This is a genomic window from uncultured Rummeliibacillus sp. (assembly GCF_934216135.1).
GTDB lineage: Bacteria > Bacillota > Bacilli > Bacillales_A > Planococcaceae > Rummeliibacillus.
Map to the genome: position 1 here is coordinate 1 of NZ_CAKQBI010000036.1, position 23,628 is coordinate 23,628.

Here is a 23,628-nt window from a genome sequence, read left to right on the forward strand (position 1 = left end):
CCTGTAGCACCTCTAGGTCCAGTATCGCCTTCCTCGCCTGTTGCACCTCTAGGTCCGGTTGGCCCCGTTGATCCAGTGCGTCCTGTTGCTCCGGTTGCTCCCGTTGAGCCGGTTGCTCCGGTTGAACCTGTTACTCCGGTTGAACCTGTTGTTCCTGTTGCTCCTGTTACTCCCGTTGAACCTGTTGTTCCTGTTGCTCCTGTTACTCCCGTTGAACCTGTTGCTCCCGTTGAGCCGGTTGCTCCTGTTGCTCCTGTTGCTCCCGTTGAGCCGGTTGCTCCTGTTGCTCCTGTTGCTCCCGTTGAGCCGGTTGCTCCCGTTGTTCCGGTTGCTCCCGTTGAGCCGGTTGCTCCCGTTGTTCCGGTTGCTCCCGTTGAGCCGGTTGCTCCCGTTGCTCCGGTTGCTCCCGTTGAGCCGGTTGCTCCTGTTGAACCTGTTATTCCGGTTGTTCCAGTTGTTCCGGTTGAACCTGTTGTTCCAGTTGCTCCGGTTGAACCTGTTGTTCCAGTTGCTCCGGTTGAACCTGTTATTCCGGTTGCTCCTGTTGAACCTGTTATTCCGGTTGCTCCCGTTGAACCTGTTATTCCGGTTGCTCCCGTTGAACCTGTTACTCCGGTTGCTCCTGTTACTCCGGTTGCTCCCGTTGTTCCTGTTGCTCCGGTTGCTCCGGTTGGCCCGGTTGCTCCCGTTGCTCCTGTTGTTCCTGTTGCTCCTGTTGAGCCTGTTGATCCGGTTGCTCCTGTTGCTCCTGTGTTACCGGTACCAGGTCCAGTCGGGCCGGTTACTCCAGGAGACCCAGTTGCACCAGTCGATCCAGTCGGGCCAGGTCGACCAGGAGGACCAGGTCGCCCAGGTCTTCCTGGGGGTCCAGGAGGTCCAGGAGGTCCGGGTATTGGACATTTTCCACAGTGACAAGGTGATGGATAACAACTTCTACAATGATCATCGCCATGTTTGTGATGATGTTCACAATCACAATGAGAACGATGACACTTACTACAATGTTTATGACTATGATGTTTTTTTGGACTCATATTTTTCTCACCTCCCTCGTATTAAGCTATTCAGCTTACTAAAAGGTGACAAGGACATAAATCTATTTAAAAAGTATTTTTTCAAAGTACTTTTTGTTATAAAGGACTTTTTCAGAGTTAGGTATATACTTACCTGCCATTTCATTATGCATAAAAGCAGTTTTATAATCTTTTAAACGATCGTAAAGAACGCAAAGTTGTAAATGTGGAAGCCAAGTTGAAAAAGCTGGAGTTTGTAAGCTTAGACTAGATTCTACACTATCACTGTGTAGAAGAGCGTGTTTATACCAATATATTGCTTCGTTATTTTTGTTCTGTTCCATATAATAGAAACCAATTCGACAACAAGCTTCTGGTCTAGGAAGGTCATAGGAAAATGTTCTTAAGGCTGCATTGATTGCTTTATCCTTCTCATTTAATTCTAAATAGCAATCACCAATTCGAAAACAAGCCCGAATATTGTCTTCAATCCATCCTTGTTTTGTTTCTAAAAATTCTTCATATTTTTTAATTGCTTCAAGATATTCACCATGATCTGCCAATTCATTAGCGTAATAATACATATCTCTTGGAGTAAATTCTTTACCGGTGTCTAACATTTTCCTATAAATTTCGATGTTTCGATTTTCATCATGGCTTAATGGAAGATGACTAACCGCTATGTCACTTTGAAATATATTTCCGTGAACAGCGAGGAATTCATGAACTTCTCCAACCCACTGAAAGTTTTTAGATCTTTTAGCTAATCGATTTCTTCTTAAAAGTGCAGAAACATTCCCATCATCATCAAATCCTAAGTTATAAATCATTGACACAGCATCTACTTCTGGAGAAAGCATTTTTTTTAACTGTTTAAGCTTTTCTTGATCTTGTTCTAGGAACACATCATCAGCATCCATCCAGAGAATATAATCCTTTGTTGCCTGCTGGAAAGAGAAATTTCTAGCTGTTGCAAAATTATGAATCCACTCAAAATCGAAAATCCTGTCGGTAAATTCACTAACAATTTCTTTTGTTTTATCTGTTGAACCTGTATCAACAATATTAATTTCATCAACGAGGTCTTTTACAGATTCAAGACAACGTCCAATTACTTCTTCTTCATTTTTTACAATCATACATAGACTAATAGAAATCATTGTATATCCCTCCCGTATTATATATATGTAGAAGAAATCAGTTTGCTTAGGAGATATAACAAAAAGGGCGTATGAATAGAAGTAACTCGTGCATGAAACCTTTCATATTGTAAGGAGACAAATACTACTAAGGAGGAGAAAATGGTGAAAAAAATTGCGTTACTAAGTATGGATGGGCACACATTGGGTGATCAATATATTTTTAAAGATATTTGCCTAATTCCTATCTTGTTAGGGGAATATTTGGGCTATGATGTTCTTATTACGACGGAAATAAATCAAGAAAAGCTAAAGGAAACTTTTCCAAATATAAATTTTGAATTTATTTCCTTTCAAGATAATTATGAACTAAACATGAATCAATATTTACATGACCATGGGAACGAAATCGATATTGTCTTTGCTTTTGGTGCTTATCCTTCTTATTTGCAGTTACTTGACACATACAAAACGAGTCATCCAAATGGAAAAACATATTTAAAACTAGATATGAACCGCTATTGGTTAAATCGTCTAGTGGTAAACACCCCTGATTATCTAATTCGTCTATTTGAGCATTGTGATTTTGTATCAGCAGAATGTTCCCCTATCGTGAAAATACTTGAGGAAAAATTTCAAAGGAAAATTCATCATATTCCAAATGGTTATTATGATTTTTTTCCAACAGAAGCGGTGTCTTATGGTGAGAAAAAAAATATAATTTTAACTGTCGGTAGATTAGATGCACCAGATAAACAAGTAATGATGGCGGTATATGCTTTTTTGAATGCACAACTTCCAGATTGGGAGCTTCGCTTAGTTGGGGCTATGTCGGAACAATTTAAAGAACAGTTAATGAATTTTGTTGCTGCAAGTCCCTACTCAAATCAAGTGAAAATTTTAGGCCCCATATTTGACAAACGTCAATTGGAAGAAGAATATAGACAAGCTAAAATTTTCTGTCTTACCTCTAAAGTAGAATGCCATGCACACGTATTAGCTGAGGCCGCAAAAAATGGTTGTTATCTTATGTTAACTGATATAGATGGTGCAATCGATATGACGAAAAATCAAAAGTGGGGTAGAATCCATCCTATCTACAATTGGCCTTTTTTTAGTGAGTCACTTAAAGAGGTATCAGAACAGGAAGAATTGTTTAAAACAACATGTATGGAAATTCAAAACTTTGCAAGGAACAACTTAAATTGGCACCACCTAATTGCTAAAATAGCAAATATATTAGGTGAAGAACGAAGTGAACAAAAAACTGATTTACTTTAAAGATTGCTTCACACGCGAATTGCAGCTCTCAGTGCAAAATCGAATACCATTAGCGACGGCTGCAGACCATTTTCTACAACATTGTTGTGTAGTAAATGTGTAATAACCTTTCATTTTTATCCTTTTTACTGAAAAAACAAAAGCGCCTCAAACCCTTATTATTAAAGGATTTGAAACGCTTTTTAGTTTGTTCAATTCATTCTATAGAACCTTATTATGTCCCAGGAGGGATTCGAACCCCCGACCGACTTAAAAATTCAGAAAATTCATATCTTAACTGAACTCTTCGTTTAGCTGTCTTATTACCGCTTGACTGTCATTATGAGAGTCGATGCTCTTACGTACCTAGTACTTATTCATCTTCAGTTCCATTTTAACACCGACTCTTCTATTATTAAACCCATATTTTTTTCATTCCTTTTTATTGCTATTCTCTATCTTCTTCCTGCTTAGCTCTGACATTTATTCATAATTTCTTAGCATTCTTTTATTTCTTCGGACTTATTTTCTGACATTTGTAAAATTTATGGATATTTTTACTTATTAAAAAGACTTAAATTATAATACTTTCTCTTATTAAAAAAACGAAACATGCTATACTTGTCAATCAATGAGAATATGGGATTAGTAATTAATTTGTTATATGCACTTTATCAATTAATATGTTCCCAAATTTTTCTACATTAATTCGTAGTAAAATACCTACTCTATTATTTACTCCCCTATTTTCCAAACTCTTTGACTTAAAACTTCATGTTATTTTTTAAACCTTCATTTCCGAAAAAGTTTTTACATATTATTACCAACTAAAAATCATGCATAAATTTTAACCTTCTACGGAAAATTACATTGTATTGTAATTCAAGCAAATAAAATAAACGGCGAAAACATGGATTAAATAACATTTTTTACAATAAATATTTTATTGAATTTCCAATATGATTTTTATTTAGTATTTAAAGGGAGGAAAACATTTGCCTACATTGAATAATATGGATGATGTATATCAACATTTTAATTTTAACCCGAGTACTCAACAACGAGAAGCAATAGAATCATCTGATGGCCCTATTTATATAGTAGCTGGACCTGGGGCAGGTAAAACGCGAGTTTTATTGTTCAGAATCATTTTTTTAATCCTTTTTATGGGCTGTAGACCAGAAAAAATATTTGTTGCAACTTTTTCAAATAAAGCTGCAAAGGAACTAGATTATGGAATTAAAAGTCTTTTTACAGAAATTTCTATGTATACTGGCGATAACTATGATATCACCGGGATGTACATTGGAACTGTACATTCCTCATGTCGTAAGCTGTTAACAGATAGAAGTTTTTCTAGAAATAGACGTAGACATAAGTTACCAAAATTTCTTGATGAACTAGGTCAATATTTATTTATAAAAGACAGATTCATAAAAAAATGTCTCAAAAAACTTAACATGACTGAATCAAATTTTAGAGAATGGTTGGCAGTTTCTCTTGAGAAACAACTATATAATAAACATGATGTTACTATTGCACTTATTGAGATGTTCAATAGATTTACTGAAGAGTGTATTGATTCATCATCTTTCGTGGAAGTCGAAGAGAATGATGTAAAACAATTTGGTATTTTATATGACCTTTATGTCAAAGAATTAAAAGTAAATAATTCAGTCGACTACGCTTTTCTACAACAAGCAGCTTTAAAGAATGTTAATTCTTCAGATAGTCCTAGATTTGATTATGTCATTATTGATGAATACCAAGATACAAATTTAATTCAAGAGAAATTATTTTTTTCATTATCAAAAAATACTGGAAATATTTGTGTAGTTGGAGACGACGACCAAGCTTTATATCGTTTTAGAGGAGGTTCGGTAGATTGTTTTGTTGAGTTTCCAACACGTATAAATCAATATTTAAAGTTGATTCCAAAAAGAATAGATTTAATTGATAATTACCGTTCTAAAAAGCAAATTGTTGAATTTTGTAGAGCCTATTTCGAACTGACCAACTGGTCAAAAGAAGATGGGCAAGGAGAATATAGGATAGAAAATAAAGAAATAAAAGCTTATAACCAAGATAGTAGTCCAGCTGTTTTTAAAACTCAATTAGGAAATTATGAAACAGTAGCAACCGAAATTGCTAATACCGTTAAAGAAATTGTAGATTCGGGTAAAGTTAATAATCCTAATGAAATTGCATTTCTTTTCCCATCATTGAAAGGGAAGTTTGTACAAGTTATGAAGGCAGCGCTCGAAGCTGTAGGATTACAAGTTTACGCTCCGAGAGCAGGGAGATTTCTTGAATGCTGGGAGGCCAAGGCTATATTCGGACTATTCGCACTAATTTTAGGAATACCTTTACAAAATGGTTATAAAGGACGTTTTGAAAAATTCCACAATTGGATTGGAGAATGTTTAACCGAGGCAAATAAATTAGTTGCAAGAGACCCTTCTTTAAAACATTACGTCGAAGATATGTCTATAGATTTAAAAATCCGCTCTAAAGATTACCAAATTTTAATGCAGTTAATGAAAGAAAGAGGAATAAACGTAAATGAGCCTTATATACCTTCAAGAATGTCCGAATTATTGTCTAGTTTAAAAGATATTTCAGAATCTACAAAAAAAGCGCTGATTAAATCCTCTAAATTTTTAGAAAATAAAAATCCTCCACAAGAAAAGAACATTAATTATGTAATTAGTAGCGTAACAGCTACAGATTGGAACTTATTAGACTTATTTTATCGCTTAGTTGGATTCAAAGCATTTAATAAATCATTTCAAACTGCTCAAGATGGAACAGATAATGAGTCCATAATTAATTTAGCAAGAATTACTCTTTATTTATCTAGTTTTATGGATAATACAAAATCTATCGTAACAGGAGCAGATTTTTTTAACAACAGATTAAGTAATACTCTCTATAATAGCTTTTTATATGGTCTCTTTCTTTTAGAAGAGTCTGAAGTAGAAGTCAAAGATGGGCTCTTCCCATTAGGTAGAATTCCTTTTCTAACAATTCATCAATCAAAAGGACTTGAATTCCCGGTTGTAATTTTAGGAGGAACGGGTAAAAAAAAGCGTTCCCCCTCAAGAATTGAATCTATTGTTAGAAATATTTCAAATAAAAATGGAGAACCCCTAGAAAAAATCTTCAAATACGATTTAACTCGTATGTTTTATGTTGCACTCTCTAGAGCTGAGAATTTATTAATAATCCCCAATTTTTCAGGTAGAGGTATTGTTGTTGATGATAATTTCAAAGAATTAGTAAGACAAAATAATGAGCTTACTTTTTTACATGAATTCAAAATTGCTTCCTTACCTTTAGCAAAAGTTTCAAATAAGAATATACCTAGAATATATTCATATACTTCTGATTTTTTATTGTATCAACAATGTCCACGTTATTTTATGCTCTATCGAGAATATGGATTTGTCCCTTCTCGTTCTCAGACTATACTTTTTGGTTCTATTGTTCATCGAACTATTGAAGATTTACACAATTTCTTAATTTCTAAGCGAAAAAATTTTAACTAGGAGAAATGATTATGAATGAAGAAGCTTTTTTCGATATGGAACTTCAACTTCGCGAATGGTTTGATGATAACTATGAAGAATTAAAATTGGCTGGAGGACATGCATTAAGTACGAGGGTAAAGAAAATTGCGTTTCAACACATTTTACAATACTGGAGAAAAATGAAAGAAATTGCAAACGAAGTGACAGATACTGAACTTACTCTTACCTTGTCTAAGCAAAAGTCTCCTCTAGGTCGTGAATATTCAGTAAAAGGAAATGTTGATTTGTTACGTACAGAAAATACTTTTTATATGTATGACATTAAAACTGAAAGTCCAGATAATATAAAAGATAATCTTGAGAAGTATAAGGGGCAATTAAACCTTTATGCAAAGATGTATTATGATTTATATGGTGACCCTATGGCAAAAGCGGCAATAATAGCAACAGGACAAACTGAATCACTTAAAGAAGCTTGGAATTCTGGTGATGAGAAAAAAGTTAACGAAGAATTAAAAAAATGGAACCCGTTTATTGAAATACCCGTGGATAAAGATAGTACCAGTGAATTACTTCAAATATTCGGGGATACTGTTGATAAAATCGAAGAACAACAATTCTCCCCACCTAATGAAGAAGAACTTCAAAAGAAGAAGAGACAAAATAAAAACTTTGCACAACATGTTTGTGATAACTGTGATGGTAGATTTTCATGTCCTTCTTTTAAAAATTATATTTTAGACAATGGAAAAGCAAGTAGGAAAAATTCCTCCAACATTGTTAAGTACTTTAAACAGTAAATATATCAACATTATCTGTATTAAATCAGGAGTTTCGAAAAGGATTTATACCTCCGACTCGCCGTAAACATCTGACATTTATTCATAATTTCTTCTTAGCATTCCCTTATATTATTTTGGACTTGTTTTCTGACATTTGTAAAATTCATATTGATACCCTTACTCAAATTAATCAATGTTCAATTTCTTATTTTTAGTCTATTTAGATACTACTACCAATTTTCCTTTCTAATGGATAATAAAAGAGAATCCAATTTTTATGCTAAATGGGATTCTCTTTTGGAAACCATATCTAATTCAACTATCTAATTCTCTTAATCGTTCGTACTTTCTTAAACAGAGCATCATACTAATTAGTTTTTCAAAACCTTCACGCTCTTGCTCTGTATTAGCCTTATCCAACAATTTTGAAAATACATTTTTTTTCTCCTCATTGATAAGAATTTCACTAATGTTAATATGAAGCTTATCTAATAATTGATTAAGTTGCGGAGCTGAAGGGATGTATTTGCCGTTTTCTATCCTATTAATGAAGTAACTACTAATCCCAGTTATTTTTTCAATGTCTTGTAGAGTACGATTTCCTCGTTTTTCTCTAACTTTGTCCGCTAATAATTTTATAGATATTTGGTCTTTCATATATTTCTCCTCTTTACTTTATTTATTAAAAAGAGTCATGAACTCCCTCATTGTCATTAGCCGTATATAAATTTATTATATCATTTCGTTATTCTAAAACGTTTATGTTTTTATCTCGCACCCACTTACAGATAGTTCTACTCATTCTCTAAAAGATTTTTTTATAATATTCAGTTACATAGTCTTAACCCATTAATTCAGTACTTTAACATAAAATAAAAAAGAGCACTTAATGTGCTCATAAAGATTTGCTAGTTATTTCTTCGTTTTATTTTTCTCAAGTTTTGGATTATGAAATTTGCCTTGGTTCTTCAAAAATCGATTTTCAATAAAATATACAATGCCAAATTCACATAACGCTATAGTTTCTGCAGCTGCTACTGCACCAGAAATGCTGTCCCTGCATCTGATAGAGTTTCGCTAATTGTCGAAAAACTTATCTTAACGCAAAACCAATACCAACGTTAATACCTAAAGAGGACATAAATTTTTTAATTGACTCTTTATTTTTACTTTCTGCTCTTCTTCGGTTTTATTTATCGCTTTTTAATTTATTTATATCTCTTCTTAGAACTTGAAGATTTTCTAATTCAGTTAGACCACCTTTCGCCATAGGTATGATATGGTCCACTTGGAAGTATAATCTACTTTTAGCCTTAAATCCTGAAATGGAGCAAGTGTAAAATCCATTTTCATCTTTTGACCTTTCATATACCGCATCTGTTAGTTGCCTCCAATATTGTGGGTTAATATTTTGTATTTCGTGGAGAGTTAGCTTATTTATATGAATCATCTCTGGAATAACAGTAGATTCTTTAGATGACATAGAGTAAATATCAGGTTCTTCTAATTTTAGTACCTCGTTATCTAAACATTTTCTAAAATAGAGTTTGTTATATCCGAAGTACACTTTTAAGAAATTCTCTTCTTTTTCCCATAGTTCATCCAAATATTCTTTCTTTCGCTTACCACCAAGTTCATTTTCATAAATAAATTGAGCCACATTTGAAATATCAAATTTCTCTCTATCTTTAAATTGTAAGAATGATGGTTCTATACCTTTTAAAGCAAAGTAACTAAGAATATCTTTGATGTCCTGCTTGTTATAGTCTGGAATCATTTCAAAGCCTGTAAAATAAGCTTCTTCAACTTTTTCGGCTAAAACATCAAGCTGTTCTTCGGTAAAGAATTCAATTTCATTTAACTGATTCACTTCGAAGAAGACAGGTAATTCATCAATAAATTTCTGATATGCTTCTTGAGTACTGTCATAAACCAGTACTTCGCAGTTTTTGATTCTGTCTTCATCATGATCCGATGGTATCATTAATGAAAATGTATAAATACCAATTGGAATTGTTTTTATAAAATCTATACTTTCTAATTTGGTAGTATCAATAGATTCGTCTATGATTTTTACAAATTCTTCGATTTTTTGTATGGATATCAGCCTTGCCAGTTTCCCTATGTTTTCTTTATTATTTTCATCCCATGTGGCTGTTTCCTCTATATATAATTTTTCTGGATTTACCCATGCGATTTTATTCTTCCATCCGTCTATAAAGCTAACAATATACGCCTTTTCAGTTCCACCTGCTTTTTTTCCTCTTAAAGCCCTACCAATCATCTGTGTCATCAGAATACTTGAAATAGTTGGTCTCGTTAGAAATACCGTTTGAACATCAGGTAAATCGGTTCCCTCCGTCAAAATATTTACATTAATAAGAACATCAATTTCATTATTTTTAAACTTTCTAATTCTTTCTCTATTTGCCTCATTTGATAAATCAACGCCAGTTGCTATATGTTGCTCTGATGAAATTACATATTCAGATGCAATCCCTTTTTCATTGAACAATTTATTTAGTTCAATCGCATGTATTTTGTTTACTGCAAATACAAGAAGTTTGCCATATTCATCTTTGTTATCTATGTACTCTTGGACAATCCTATTATTTCGCACTTTATTTTCAGCAATATGCTTGGCAATGTCTTCTGGAATACTATCAAACGCTTGAATTCTTTTTATATCCTGTTCACTTAATTCCTTCGTCATATCAATTTCTGTTTCTAACTCTTTGAATATTGGCTCTGAAAGGATTCCTCGGCTAATAAGCGTCCTTAAATCAACTTTATAAACAATGTCATCCTTAAAAATTTTCTTCAATAATCCTTTTTCTACTTCTGCAGTTCTAAATGGAGTTGCAGTCAATCCTAAGATTCCTAATTTATTAGACTTTTCATTTAACAAATCAATTAATTTTCTATAAGTTTTTGCAGTTGCATGGTGAGCTTCATCAACTACAAGAAATATTTCATCATTATAATTCAACCAATTATTCACTAAATAGTTTATCCCTCTATTTAGACTGTCTTTACTTGCAATAATAAAATCATCATCTTCTTTGATATTTACAGGTCTATCGTGTTGACCAGATATTATTCTATATTTAAATTCTTTTCTCTTACTAAGCAAAGTTGAAAAAGAATTTTTTTTAACCGCAGAAAGTGCCTGTTCTAATAATTCATGCCTATGAGCAACCCATAAAACCTTCTTGTTATTATTTATTACATTTCTTAGAACCCATTGTACAGCAGTTAGAGTTTTTCCTCCCCCTGTCGGTATCACTAATAGCCCTGAAAATCTATTTGCATGATTGTTTGTTATATTTTTGTCTAGTGCTTGTAACGCTTCAGTCTGATGTAAATAAAGTTCTATAGGGTTTCTTTCCTCACTAACCTTAATCATTCCTGCATATTTACTTTCTACTAAATTTTGCATTATTTTTCCCTCCCCTTCCATAATTTCAAACGTCACTCTTTCGTCAATATCTAATTCTGACCACTCTAATCCTTTCTTTTTCACAATAATTGCAAGACTATTTTTATCTAGACATTGATTAACCTTATCTATTAATAATGAATTTCTTCTCTTATATCCTAATTGGTCAAGAAAAGTCCGTAACTTCATATTTAGCTTTCTATTTTTTCGTTGGCCAATTTCCTCTTTAATATGTAATATGACTTCTTCTATTTGTTTCACACATTAAAACTCCTTTTAATCACTGCTGAAATTACTTTTACAAAGCATTAACAACCTTATTACGATACTCTTCCCAGTAGTTCTCATCCCCCCATATTTCATGTAACCAAATGTACATCATTATTATCTCAAGGTATTGCTTTTTCCCCTTAATAAATGTTTTTTTTGAAATTTTTGTGTAAAGTGAATTAAGGTTAAATAAGTTTGTTTTTTGTTTGTAATCATACATATATGGTGTCAACTCTTCGTTGCTCTTTATTTTATGTTTTAATGGCCATAAGGAATCATCATTAAAAAATCGTGATAAATAATCTGAAGCAAAAGCCCAAATATTCACTTTGTACTTATTCCAAGTCTTTTCTAACCACTCGTTGATTTCTTCGGCTAAAAACACTGAAGGGGTATTTATTTCTATTTCACTTTGAATCCTATGGTAATCTTTTATAAAAAGGAATAACATTTCTGTTTGACCTTTTAAAAATGAGTTCTTTTTTATTAGCTGAGCATAAGCATCATAAGAACAACTCCTAAATTCCTCATCTTTATTGTAAAGAAAAAATAGTTCATCCTTTTTGAGAAAACTTATTATAGAGCGATGGATATGCTTTTCATGTACATCATAAATATTAACTAACCATTCCTGAATTTCATTATCATACATTTCTAGTTGATTTCTGAACTTTACTAATCGTTCTTCGTTTAAAAATGTCTTTTGTTCCATTTCTTCAATATTTAAATACTGATTAAAATATTCAAAAACATAATTCACACAGATTCGCATGTTATCCATTCTGGCATCAATATCATATTCATTTATTTTATCTTCTCTTTTTCTTTTTGAAATATATTCTTCGAGAGAAAGCATTTTGTCACATCCCTTTATTTCTTTCTAAACTTATGTGTGTACCAAATTCCTAATTATTTTTAGAATAATACAATCGAAAGGTTTTAAAATAGTAAAGAATTCATACATAAAAGTACTAATATTCAGTATAATACCACTTTTGATAAAATAAATAGCCTACTTCTTTATTAGAAGTAGGCTTACCTGTTAATTATACCATTGAAAATTTAATTATTTATACCATTCATATTTATTCACATAATCAATATGTTAATCGCATTATCCATTATTGCATATTATCTCACTTTTTATATTACCAGTTTTAGTATTTAAAATAAAATTAACATCAAAAGAAGATGGTTTTTCTAGGCTTTTCTCTAAATCCTCTTTAATATCTTTAAATAGTTCTTTTAAGATTTGATATGGTATTGTTTTTTTATTTATAGGTTTAAAAAATAAATTACATTCTTTTACTGTTGTTATGTACTCTTCCAATAAATATTCAATATGGTGACTAAGGTCATAACGAAATCTACTAAAATCTCCATTAAAAGTGAATAAACCTAAAAGAGGTATTTCTTCAAAGATAACTTGTTCAGATTCTTTTTGATTAATTTCGGCAATTCCAATTGTTTTAGAACTAAGTTTATAATTATGTATACGCTTTGAGTACTCCTTGCTTGGAACCTGTTCAATTTGAATATTCAAAAATACTTTGTTATATTTTTTAGTTTTATTAGAATCTTCATCTATATAATCATGGCAAATGTTTTCTAGCTTCTCTCTAGAAATCTTTTTCCATTGTTCCATCATTGATGTTTTATTATATACTTCATAAATATATTTTGAATGGTATTTACTAAATTCATTACCTGAAGCGTAAACGTTTGTCCATACTTTCCCGTCGCTTAAATCTATAAAAATTCGAGCACACCCCTCCCAGTTATTAAATTCTCTTGCTGCTTTAGCAACTCCTTTTAACTCTAAAGTTTTATTCATATACATTCCCCTTTCTTTTTGCCTAATTTTCATCTATATTTAGTGTATTACTCCTATGACAAAATATCTACCTTATATGGTTCGAGCAAAGGTTCGAGCAAATAAATTTTTGAGGCAAAATAAAATTATTTTCATTAGAGTACTAAATTATTTCAGAAGACAAAAGCGACGTTGATGCCAAATTTTTTTACATTGAAAGAGCTGGCGCCTCATAACGCCTTGATTCTAACGAAATGTATAGAGTTGCAGAAAAAGGCTCGGAATTTCTTTTTATTGAATATAAAAATGAAGAACTAAGCTTATATGGAAATACGAAAAAAGCATATACCATTTAGTATTACAATTGCAATTACAGAATGCTGCGGATTTACTGAAGCGAGTACCATGCCAAAAGCCCGCTAAGAGCTCGATTTACGAAAATTATCATGTTCACCGCTAAAGTCGCACTCCAAGTTACCTTTTTATATTTTTATAATGTCTATATCCAAAACATCATCTTCGAAATTCAGAAAAAAACATCAAAGAGAAAATTTTAAATGCTGTTTGTTCAAACAACTCGTAATATTGTAAAATTACTTATTCTTCCTCAAATTTTTTGTACATTTTCATTAACTCTCCAAACTCTAAGTTAATGTTACAATTTTTTAATCTTTCTTTCCTTTTTAAATATAATTCTCTTATTATCGGTTCTATTTCTTCTTTAGTAGCATGATGGATTTTTTTATGGCAAAGTGGGCACAATGATATAATATTTGCTTCTACATCTAAACTATTATCAAATTGGTCTTGAAACTCCATTGGAACTAGATGATGTGCTTCAACATAATTTTCCCCTGTTCTATCTGATGTAAAAAACATATGTAATTTGTCATATTCACACTTATATTCTGCTAATATTATTGCCATTCTTGAAATCATAGGATTTCTTTTCCATTTAGTCATTGAAGTTGTTATATAAGTAACATTTATTTCTTTTGGTTTATCAATTACACTTTCTATATTGTTAATCTTTGTTTTTTCCATTTCTTTTTGAAAAGATTCTTCATCAGTCTTATTATTAAAAATGTATCTTATATTTTTACTCAAAAGAAGTTTGCACAATAATTCGTACTGGCTCACATCTAATTCTTGCAAAGACTGATTAAATCCTTTAAAACTATTCCAAATATTTCTCATTTCATCGGAAGTAACTGGGTCAAATATCGCTATAGTTGTGGGATTAAAATAATATGCTCCTTTGTATCCTCCCTCTATCTCCTCTTTATACATAATCTTTTCTTCAAGAATGGCAGAAGCAATTAGATGACCTTTATATTGAAACAAAACTAAAGTACCTGGTTCTGCATTCATTCCTTTTTTAAAATTATATTTTCTATAGGGTAATTCATTAATAAACCATTCATGCAAATCTTCTATTGAATTTCCAGTAAATTCAGGGTCGCTTTCCGACATTGGCAACAGTCTTATAGCTGGGACAACTGATTTTAATTGAATAACTTTACTCTCTTTCATTAAATCACTTTCACTTTTCACTTCGAATTTATATTCTTTCAGCCTATCTAATACAACTTGTCTCTCCTCTTGAGAAAAAAGAGATTTATATGCCTCTTTTAGAACTAATGCTTCAACGGTTAAATCTAATCTTCCTAGTTGCCATAAGTTTGTGAATCCATCAGATGGCGTGTTATTTTTTATAAATTTCTTTGCTACATTAAGTCCGCCATTATTTGCTACTATCTGCTTAAACCTTGAAGCGTTGTAACCTATTTTTCTAGCACTTTCATAAATATTTAACATGTCCTTATGAAATTGAATTTCTAATTCTTTTTGGTTGATTGCTGGCATTAGGATTACCTCCACTTAATAAATTATTATTAATTTCATTTTACCGAGTACCTTAACATTTAATTAAACAATGAATTTTGTAAATTGTTTACTTCTGTTTCGATAGGTAAAATTATGGAACTTGTTACATAAATAACTATTAGAACACAAAGTTTTTCCCTATTATTTTTTTGGTTTTAGATATGGCTTATGTTAAATATCCATTAAATGTTTTGGTTGCAAACTCAGCTTGAAAATTAGTTTCAATTTCTTTAGGAACAGACTGAAAGTAGTCAATATAGCCTCTTCGAAATGTTCTTCTCAATAATCATACACTTTATCTGACATTTGTAGAGTTCATATGGGAATTCCCACTAAAATGCCACCTGATTTCCATTCCATAGATACTAGCGAACTAATTATTCGTTCAACGTGCAAGTGGTGTTACCCTAATCTAATATTGCTAATTATAAATTTTTTATCTTTAATTTGAATTCTTCTTTAAGCAAACTATTTTCGTATCTATGAAATTTTTTTATAAACTCTTTGAAAACCATTTTTTCTATTGGATTCTTCATTTCCTCTAACATGTATAAATACAATGCTTGTTGAATAGAATTACTTAACAATGTAATATCAGATTTTAATAGTTCATTTCTCGCTACATTAGGAATAATCAATTTATTATATATATTCAATTTAAATTGCATTCTATTCTTTCCAAAGAATATACTATTTTCAAAATTCAGTTTTGAATTCTTAATAAAAACGTTTCTTACAAAGAACTCAGTTGTTTTAGAGCTACTTCTAAACAAATTAAATTCTAAATATTTATCTATACCATCAATACCAAAAAAATTTAATTTATAATCATAAAAAAACGTTCCGAATGAATTGTCATGATAAAAATCATCAAAATCCTCTAAGTCTTCAAACCTTAGCCCCTCTATAATTTCATTTATTCTAATTAAATCTTTTGGGAATTTTTTATACTCTATACTTGGCAAAATAGCTATACTAATATCTTCATCTACATAATTTTCTCTATAGTAGGTTTCAATATCATCAATATACTCTTCAGCTGCAATAACTTCTTCTAAATCAGTTGAGTCTTCTATAGCCATGAAGGATATTAATTTTAGCTGATTTTTAAATAAATAATTTTTTAAAGGTATTTTTTTTTCTTTTATAGATTTTACTTTTACTCCATCAAAACAGTATGAAATTTCCTCTCTCTTCACCTCATTTAAGTACTCAATAAGAATAGGTTCCAAGGGTTTTAATAGATATAAAGTAACATCAATTCCTTCTAAATATTTAGAAAGATTAATTTCCACTTTATGTTCTTCTTCATTAGACTCTATTTGAATTTTACCTTTACCAACAGTATCTATACTAAGCTGAAAATCTTTGATTAAAAAACTCTCCTTTAAATATTTTTCAACTTCAGAAGAACTTTCAAAAACATTAAAAAATTGTTCATAATTTAATATTATTTCTGTTCCATTAAAGGTCGTATTATTTTGCTCCTTAATTGAAACATATTCATTATCTTTATAAATATCAACTTCTATAAGCTTATTATCTTTATAATCTCTTGTTCTAACTTTTAAAGAATCGCTTAACATAAAGCTAGCCAAGAAACCTATACCATAGTTTCCAATGGGTTTATATTGATAACCGCTTAATAAGAATTCTTGTGATTTAAAATAAGATGAGCCTACTTCTAAAAAATACTTCTTTAAAGAATATATGTTCATTCCAATTCCATTATCTTTTACTTTAACCATATTACTTTCTTTATCAATAATAATATGAATTTTAGGTTGATATTCTTCATAGGAATTCTCAATATCTTTGGACTTTATCTCTTTTAAAAGTAGACAAGCATCAATAGAGTTTTGAACCAATTCTCTTAAACCTATTTTTTTATCGCCATATAAAGATTCACCCATTAAGAATTCAACAGTATTTCTATAATTCATTTGAAATTTTAAATCAACAATCGAATAATTTTCTGACTTAATATTATCGATTACTTTAGGATAGAGTTCTAACCTATGAAATTCATCAAAATCTTTAGTTAATTCGATTGCATTAATTATTTCTTGATTAACCCAATCTAGATAACTTAGAACTTTTCTATGTATTTTAGGCTCTGAACATTTTCCATAAAATTGAATTGACTTTTTTCCCTTGGAATCTTCAAAGACCTTTTCAGTATTATCTATGTCAAAGTGCTGCTCCCATTCTTCTTTACTGTAACCAGTTGGATTTATTGCATTATATAATCTTCTTGGTGTCCTTGTACCATCAAAATCTAAAATATCTCCTAACCTTAATAAAACTGCGTAAAATTGAGGAATTAGTTTATATTTACCTATCACATATTCTTTATCTAGATTATTTTTAACCCACATTATATCTTCAGTATGTGACTTGCATATCAAAGCTAAAATCTCAGAAAAAGATTTATTAGGCATTCCTGGAATCACTAATTTATCTTTTAAATTTTCTTTGATGAAATTCGCAGACCTTTCTGCATGAACTTTCCTTATATATTCTTGAGTTGCTTCAATTTCATTGAAATTGGAAATTTCCAATAAACTTTTATAATCAATATTGTTATAGATTGTTTCTCCTTGCTTAATTTTTTTAATCTCCTCATCACTGGCAGCCATTCCTACGTCATGTAATAATGCAGACAGTGTTATTATAGTAATTTCTAAAGAATTCAAATCATCTATATTAGGTATTATTTTCTCTATATGCTTTATTATTCTGACAGAATGCCCTACATCATGTTGTGTATAAGTAGGAAATACTTGTGCAATTCTAGAATTCAACAATGACTCTACTTCTTCATAAATTTTCAAAATCACTGAATGAAATCTAGTATCCTTATTCTTCAATTCTTTCATCAATATAGTTTCATCAATCAATATAATCCCTCAATTCTTTTTTATAACAAGTTAATGTTTTGAATTTCTCTCTCTTTTAAATTTATTTTAAACTACGATAAGATTTTAGTTTTTCTAACTCAACGTAAGGATAAACTCCCATTGTAGTGTAAATGAAAAAGTTTTCTCAGACGAAGGAGAAAACAAAACTTAACAATATAACTACTAAAGAAGTGTAGAATGATTAGCTCAAATACTTTTTTTACCTGTTCAGATATTAATAATAGATGTAAGTATTCATTTTCTAAATAATTATCTCATTTATTCCTCAGTTGATATCTATACTTAGTACTACTTGTAAAAGCGGTTACAATATCATCACTAGAAATTTCAAGTTCAATATAAATGAATATCATGAATAAAATCTTTAATTGTGTATTTAATGTGGAAATATGACCAATTTCTACTTGATTACTTTTCTTTGGATTTGGATGTGTTAGTTGATTCCTTAGATTCTTTACTTCTTTGATAAAAAGAGCTACTTCCCCATCATCGAAAAGTATATCAATTATTCTTTTGTCTAATTTCTCCATTAATTCTTCTAATCTATAGTTCAAAGAATATTCATAACCATAAATTATTCTGTCTTTTACGGCTTTTTTTAATTCTATACTCCAGTCTTCCATTTCCTTATTAATAAAATTATTTATCTTCTTTTTATCCTTTGCATACTTTTTTTCATCAATATATCCACCACCATAGAATAATCTGTGGTAGCCTTCAATCCCTTGCATATAATTCAGAAAAATACTTTCTTCGTATTGTCTCAAATAAAAATTTGATATTAATAACCTTATTATTTTGTATTTGGCCTTATCCCTTACAATATTGAACCAATTTTCTATTAATTGTGGTAAGTGCTGATGAATTGTATTGTAAGGAAAAAGCATTTGCCTTCTATCACTTAACATTTCGTAGTTTGTATCAGTATATCCTCGACGGTAATATTGAATTGTAGGTTTATCATCAATATGGAAATTATGGTAGGACACTTCAATTGGAACACCTATCAATAGAGTAAATAAATCAGTTATTTTTTGAACTATTTCATTAAACCAATATTTATTTTTGGGAGATGAAGGTTCTATATTTATTAAGGTTCTATACCGAATCTCTAGTTGTTCAAATCCATTTTCATTTGGGGTAAAAGTAGGAATAAATTCTAGATTTACAAATTCTCCATCTATATTAAATTGATATTTTAATTTATCAATTTGATTTACTTTCAAAAAAAATTCGGGCTCTTCAGAATAAGTATGCAAGAGTTTCTTTATACCTAACCACATAGGAAAATTAGATAATTCAATACTACAACTGTTATATACAATATTAGACTTATAATCTGTATTTATGAGCATTTCTGGAATAAAAAATTTACTTGTTGAAATGCCTGAGCTTGAAAATCCACTGCCAACTAACAAAGGATTAATAGCTACAAATTTTTCACTACTTGATACACCAATAATTCTAATTTCTTCTTCCTCATTATCGAAATCATTCTTCCTATTAGGAAACCTACCTCTTGTTACCAAATGCAACTCTTTCTCTTCAAAAATTAAAGTTCCTGGTATATATTCTTCACTACCATCACTTTGAATTTTTAGAAGATTAACGGCGAGATGGAATGATTCTTTATTTTTGATTAGTGAAATTATTTTATTCAATTTTTTACCACTCTCCTTATTAGGTCATTTATATTCAATATTTATTACCTACTTGGTTTGTAATTGTTTTTCGTATAACTTTACTTTGTTATAAAAAGTGTTTCTTTTTAATCCCATTTCTTGCATCATTGCTACTGCAGTCATTTTTCCCTTCTTCCAAGTTGGATATAACTGGTTAAATTGCTTTACTTGTTTCTCTGTTAATTGCGCTTTTGGTCTACCTAGGTGCTTTCCTCTTTTTCTTGCTGCTTCAATCCCCTCTCTCTGCCTTTGTTTTATTTCTTCTCTTTCTCTTTGCGCAAAAGCCCCTAGTATAGTCAGGATAATATCGTTAATAGCCTTACGCATTACATCGCTAGTATTATTAGATGTATTAAGCATGGGTTCTTTTATGAATTTCAAGTTAATAATATTGTGATTAAACCAAGCATATTCTTTTTTTATATCATCCATATTTCTAGATAATCTTGTAATACTATCAAATACTACTGTATCACCTTCTCTAACTACCGCTTTAAGTAATTGGTATTGAGGTCTATCAATATTCTTACCACTCAACTTATCTATGAAAATATCTCTTTCATCAATCCCTAATGCCCGCATAGTATCAATTTGTCTATCAATATGCTGTTCTTTACTCGAAACTCTGACATACGCAAACGTTTTACTTGTCATATAAATCCTCCAAATACTATTACTTCTATTTAGAGTAGCTTAGTGTTTGAAAAAGGTATATCAACTATTTTAGATATCCCATAAATTCATCGCATGTTTTTTAGGATGATTTTAGCCATATAATTTAAAGAGAATGATAAAACAAAAAGTATCCTCTAAACCTTTACCTTTTTTACACACATAGAGCAATGTCAAAAGAACTGTATAGTTTGAAAAACTATACAGTTCTCATTATGAATTTTAATGTTCATTTTTCCCGTAATACTCTTGATTTTATTCTCTTACTAAATTTGATAAGAGCGACATGTAATATTCAATGTTTCTTTTGAGCATTTACAATAATATGAAACTTTTCTCTATATATTTAATTCTTGTTTTACAGCCTGACATGAAAGATAAAAATCCATCGAAATTTCCAAAGATACATAAATTTCCTCATCTTCATAAGGATTAACATGATATCCAGGGAAAATATATGAATTCTGGATTAAATCGTCCATACTATTTCTATAAGGAGATATTCTGATTTCCAATGTGAACAGAGCTAAGCTCGAAATAGCCTTAATAATTTGTTCAACTTCCATATTATTGATTTCGTCTGGGTTATCAAAATGAAAATGCAGCACCCAAGGACAATTTTCATACTTACAGATTTCTGGAAATATTAACTTATCAAAAACTGTTTTTTCAATTTCTGATACATTTTTCACAAAAGCTTTTGGTTCCTTTCTTTCTTCCTTGTGCTTTTGTAAAGCTGTTTGAATATATTTATCCAAGCATCTGGGTAAAATATTTCCACTATTTGTTTTATCAAATTTTTCATTCATCCCAATTACTATAAAACCACTTTTCCCCATAATATTGTTCACTCCTTTATCTTAATTCGTTATAAGTATGCCCTATTTCTTTTAAATTATTAAAATTGACTAGAAAAGACTTTAGTATTTGAATATAGTCATCTCTTAAAGCGCGAAATCAAGATATACTTGTGATATTGGTTGAAGACAATATTTAGGTAAGGTTTAATGTAGCAATAACTAAAGACTATAATAAAGTTCACCTATAGGTGGTTTTGAACAAAAAATTATAATTTGTTACCCGTATTAAACTATTTTTTACAATTAGTAGCTGACACACATTAAATTCTTTCATCATATTTACCTCACTATATAAAATCCAATTAACTGTTTTTCAAAGCCTATTCCTCCATCAATCCCTATCAATCCATCTCCACTTTGCCATATTGAAGAGTCATTATTACCTCTTATTTTAATATGGGTGTATGACCAAATAGCAATTCTTAATCAGCATTATTTGACACATAAAAAAACCTCGCTAATTCAATCCGCAACATATCTGATTTGCTTGATTCTGACTAGTTTGATTAAAAGAGTTAATTCCTACATACACAAACAAATATTCAGCCATTCCTACATAAACAGGTAGACTTTTAAAAAAATCGATTATTTACGGATAAATTTTCATACGTTAGCTGCATTCCATGAGTTTTACTAATTCATTATAATGTCCATGTATGTCTGATACGACAGAAACATCTTTCATTGGTATAGTCCTATATTTCATAATTCCAACCTCTATTTAGAATTGTACTTTAGATACAAAAAAAAAGAAGAGATTAACTCTCTTCTTTTCTTAAACGCTACTTTCTATGTGTGTTGAGATTCACTTACTTTTCAACAAATCTTGCAATTTTTTTATTTTATCAACATCTATCCCCAAAATAAATTCCTTCAGTTGATTATATTCTTCGATTTTTCGTTTATCCATTAGATAATAATTTTCATGTAAATTATCTACATCAGTTATTTCATTTGGTGATAAATTAAATAGCTCACACAATCCCAATAATACTTTGGTAGAAGGATTATTTCTGTCCCCTCTTTCTAATCTATAGATGTAACTTGATGATACCCCTAATCTTGCCCCCAACTGTTCTCGTGTCCAGCCCAGCTCTTTACGTTTTGTTAATATAACATTTTGTATTTTATCTTCTATCGTCATAAGACCACTCCTCCTAAAAAAATAATGCTAAAAGTAGCTGCTATGTTGTTGTTCATTTATATTCTATTGATTCAAAATATTTTTATAACATATTATTTACTCTTATTAAGGCTTTCTTTATTAAACAGTAGCATCCTTTTAGCTTTACTATCATATACCATGTCATTTATACTTTAAATATTTTAATTAATTAACAAATAATACAATTACAATAGTCAATACAATTTTATTACAATAGTTAATTAATATATTATTATGATGTATATAATAAATATTACACTTTAGCAAAATGTTGTTATAAGTAAAAACCAAATAACCAAAGAATCTTCACGTTGCAGTCATTAAGTTTTTTTCTCTCTTTATTTTTCACCTACTAAATCAAACTCTGTTGTAAAAAATAAAAAAGTGATAGCTAATTAGCTACCACTAATAAATATCATCTAAATCAGTAATACATACGATATTGCCATCATCCTGGATATCAATAATTCTATCTCTGGTTATTATGTACTTACTACTATCCAATTGCTTCCTTATCTTTTTAAAATATTGCTCAGCATCTCTCTTTGTATAAAATAAATCTGTCCCATACTCAATATTAAAATCTCCCCAACACTCGACCAACCATTTTGGTTCCACTTTCTTCATCCCCCTTCACTACTTTGTTATTATTATGATTTATTATAATGTTTGTCCTCACAAAATGTTTTTACACTCTATTTTTTATACTTCTAACATTCTCTAGTTTCAAGCCTATTATGGGCTCCCAACCCTAGTTATTGCTTATGTTAAGCATAATAAAAAGGAGAAAATTATATAGTTTTTCTCCTAATTCATTTAAAAATTGTTAATATTCCCCTAATTATTATTTAGCCATTTCCTTTTTATTTACATTAGAACTTTGTTTGTTACGATTAAAAGCCACTTAATCCACCTTTTTTATAACGTTAGATGTCCTCATTGTATCCTAAAAAGAAGGTTAACATTTGCCTGCTTATAAGTCTATTACAGATATCTTTAATATCCATCATTGTTTCAAAGGAATTAGTATTAATTATTTACATCAAAATAGGTTATGTTTAATAGATAGTATTACTTAAAGCACCAAAATTTAAAACATTAAAACCTTTTCTTATTATTTGGATCTACGTCAAGTTTCTGGACACACAAAAGTTAAGTTTTGTTCTGCGCAACCTCCATTTTTGAGTGTTCCACA

At 30.3% G+C, this 23,628-nt stretch carries 15 protein-coding genes and 1 pseudogene; 3 read left to right on the plus strand and 13 right to left on the minus strand.

The features are described 5' to 3' along the window. Together Q0977_RS15830 and Q0977_RS15835 are read right to left on the minus strand one after the other, a co-directional pair. Positions 1-1,034, minus strand: a pseudogene (locus Q0977_RS15830) (hypothetical protein); the annotation flags it as partial. A gap of 62 nt (positions 1,035-1,096) precedes the next feature. Further along, complete coding sequence (locus tag Q0977_RS15835) at positions 1,097-2,173, minus strand: glycosyltransferase (RefSeq protein ID WP_299515685.1); 1,077 nt, start codon at positions 2,171-2,173, stop codon at positions 1,097-1,099. Between the two features lie 141 nt (positions 2,174-2,314). Here Q0977_RS15835 and Q0977_RS15840 point away from each other — a divergent pair, with 141 nt between their 5' ends. From Q0977_RS15840 to Q0977_RS15850, 3 genes are all read left to right on the plus strand, one after another. Next, positions 2,315-3,433, plus strand: a complete 1,119-nt coding sequence (locus tag Q0977_RS15840) for a glycosyltransferase family 4 protein (RefSeq protein WP_119415534.1) — start codon at positions 2,315-2,317, stop codon at positions 3,431-3,433. Between the two features lie 974 nt (positions 3,434-4,407). Then, a complete protein-coding gene (locus tag Q0977_RS15845) occupies positions 4,408-6,960 on the plus strand; it encodes a UvrD-helicase domain-containing protein (protein ID WP_299515689.1) in 2,553 nt (850 codons plus the stop codon). A gap of 11 nt (positions 6,961-6,971) precedes the next feature. After that, the gene (locus tag Q0977_RS15850) at positions 6,972-7,742 is read left to right on the plus strand and encodes a PD-(D/E)XK nuclease family protein (RefSeq protein WP_299515690.1); all 771 of its coding nucleotides are present in this window, start codon (positions 6,972-6,974) and stop codon (positions 7,740-7,742) included. 297 nt (positions 7,743-8,039) lie between these two features. On the opposite strand, the gene Q0977_RS15855 is transcribed toward Q0977_RS15850, so the two are convergent. From Q0977_RS15855 to Q0977_RS15905, 11 genes are all read right to left on the minus strand, one after another. Continuing rightward, positions 8,040-8,381 (minus strand): helix-turn-helix domain-containing protein, encoded by a 342-nt coding sequence (locus tag Q0977_RS15855; protein WP_299515691.1) that lies wholly within the window; start codon positions 8,379-8,381, stop codon positions 8,040-8,042. A gap of 532 nt (positions 8,382-8,913) precedes the next feature. Beyond that, entirely contained in the window at positions 8,914-11,424 is a 2,511-nt protein-coding gene (locus tag Q0977_RS15860; RefSeq protein WP_299515693.1) for a DEAD/DEAH box helicase family protein, read from the minus strand. Positions 11,425-11,461: 37 nt separating this feature from the next. Continuing rightward, positions 11,462-12,289: a hypothetical protein gene (locus Q0977_RS15865; protein ID WP_299515694.1), complete on the minus strand. Its 828-nt coding sequence runs from the start codon at positions 12,287-12,289 to the stop codon at positions 11,462-11,464. 258 nt (positions 12,290-12,547) lie between these two features. Beyond that, the gene (locus tag Q0977_RS15870) at positions 12,548-13,267 is read right to left on the minus strand and encodes a hypothetical protein (RefSeq protein ID WP_299515695.1); all 720 of its coding nucleotides are present in this window, start codon (positions 13,265-13,267) and stop codon (positions 12,548-12,550) included. Between the two features lie 576 nt (positions 13,268-13,843). After that, complete coding sequence (locus Q0977_RS15875) at positions 13,844-15,112, minus strand: HNH endonuclease (protein ID WP_299515697.1); 1,269 nt, start codon at positions 15,110-15,112, stop codon at positions 13,844-13,846. A 446-nt stretch (positions 15,113-15,558) separates the two neighbouring features. Continuing rightward, positions 15,559-18,033: an ATP-binding protein gene (locus Q0977_RS15880; RefSeq protein WP_299515698.1), complete on the minus strand. Its 2,475-nt coding sequence runs from the start codon at positions 18,031-18,033 to the stop codon at positions 15,559-15,561. Positions 18,034-18,308: 275 nt separating this feature from the next. After that, entirely contained in the window at positions 18,309-19,715 is a 1,407-nt protein-coding gene (locus Q0977_RS15885) for a HEPN domain-containing protein (protein ID WP_299515700.1), read from the minus strand. Positions 19,716-19,763: 48 nt separating this feature from the next. Beyond that, positions 19,764-20,390: a recombinase family protein gene (locus Q0977_RS15890; RefSeq protein WP_299515701.1), complete on the minus strand. Its 627-nt coding sequence runs from the start codon at positions 20,388-20,390 to the stop codon at positions 19,764-19,766. Between the two features lie 356 nt (positions 20,391-20,746). Further along, the gene (locus Q0977_RS15895) at positions 20,747-21,247 is read right to left on the minus strand and encodes a hypothetical protein (protein ID WP_299515702.1); all 501 of its coding nucleotides are present in this window, start codon (positions 21,245-21,247) and stop codon (positions 20,747-20,749) included. Between the two features lie 826 nt (positions 21,248-22,073). After that, entirely contained in the window at positions 22,074-22,412 is a 339-nt protein-coding gene (locus Q0977_RS15900; RefSeq protein WP_299515703.1) for a helix-turn-helix domain-containing protein, read from the minus strand. A 426-nt stretch (positions 22,413-22,838) separates the two neighbouring features. Continuing rightward, positions 22,839-23,051: a hypothetical protein gene (locus Q0977_RS15905; RefSeq protein WP_299515704.1), complete on the minus strand. Its 213-nt coding sequence runs from the start codon at positions 23,049-23,051 to the stop codon at positions 22,839-22,841. Positions 23,052-23,628 lie beyond the last annotated feature (577 nt).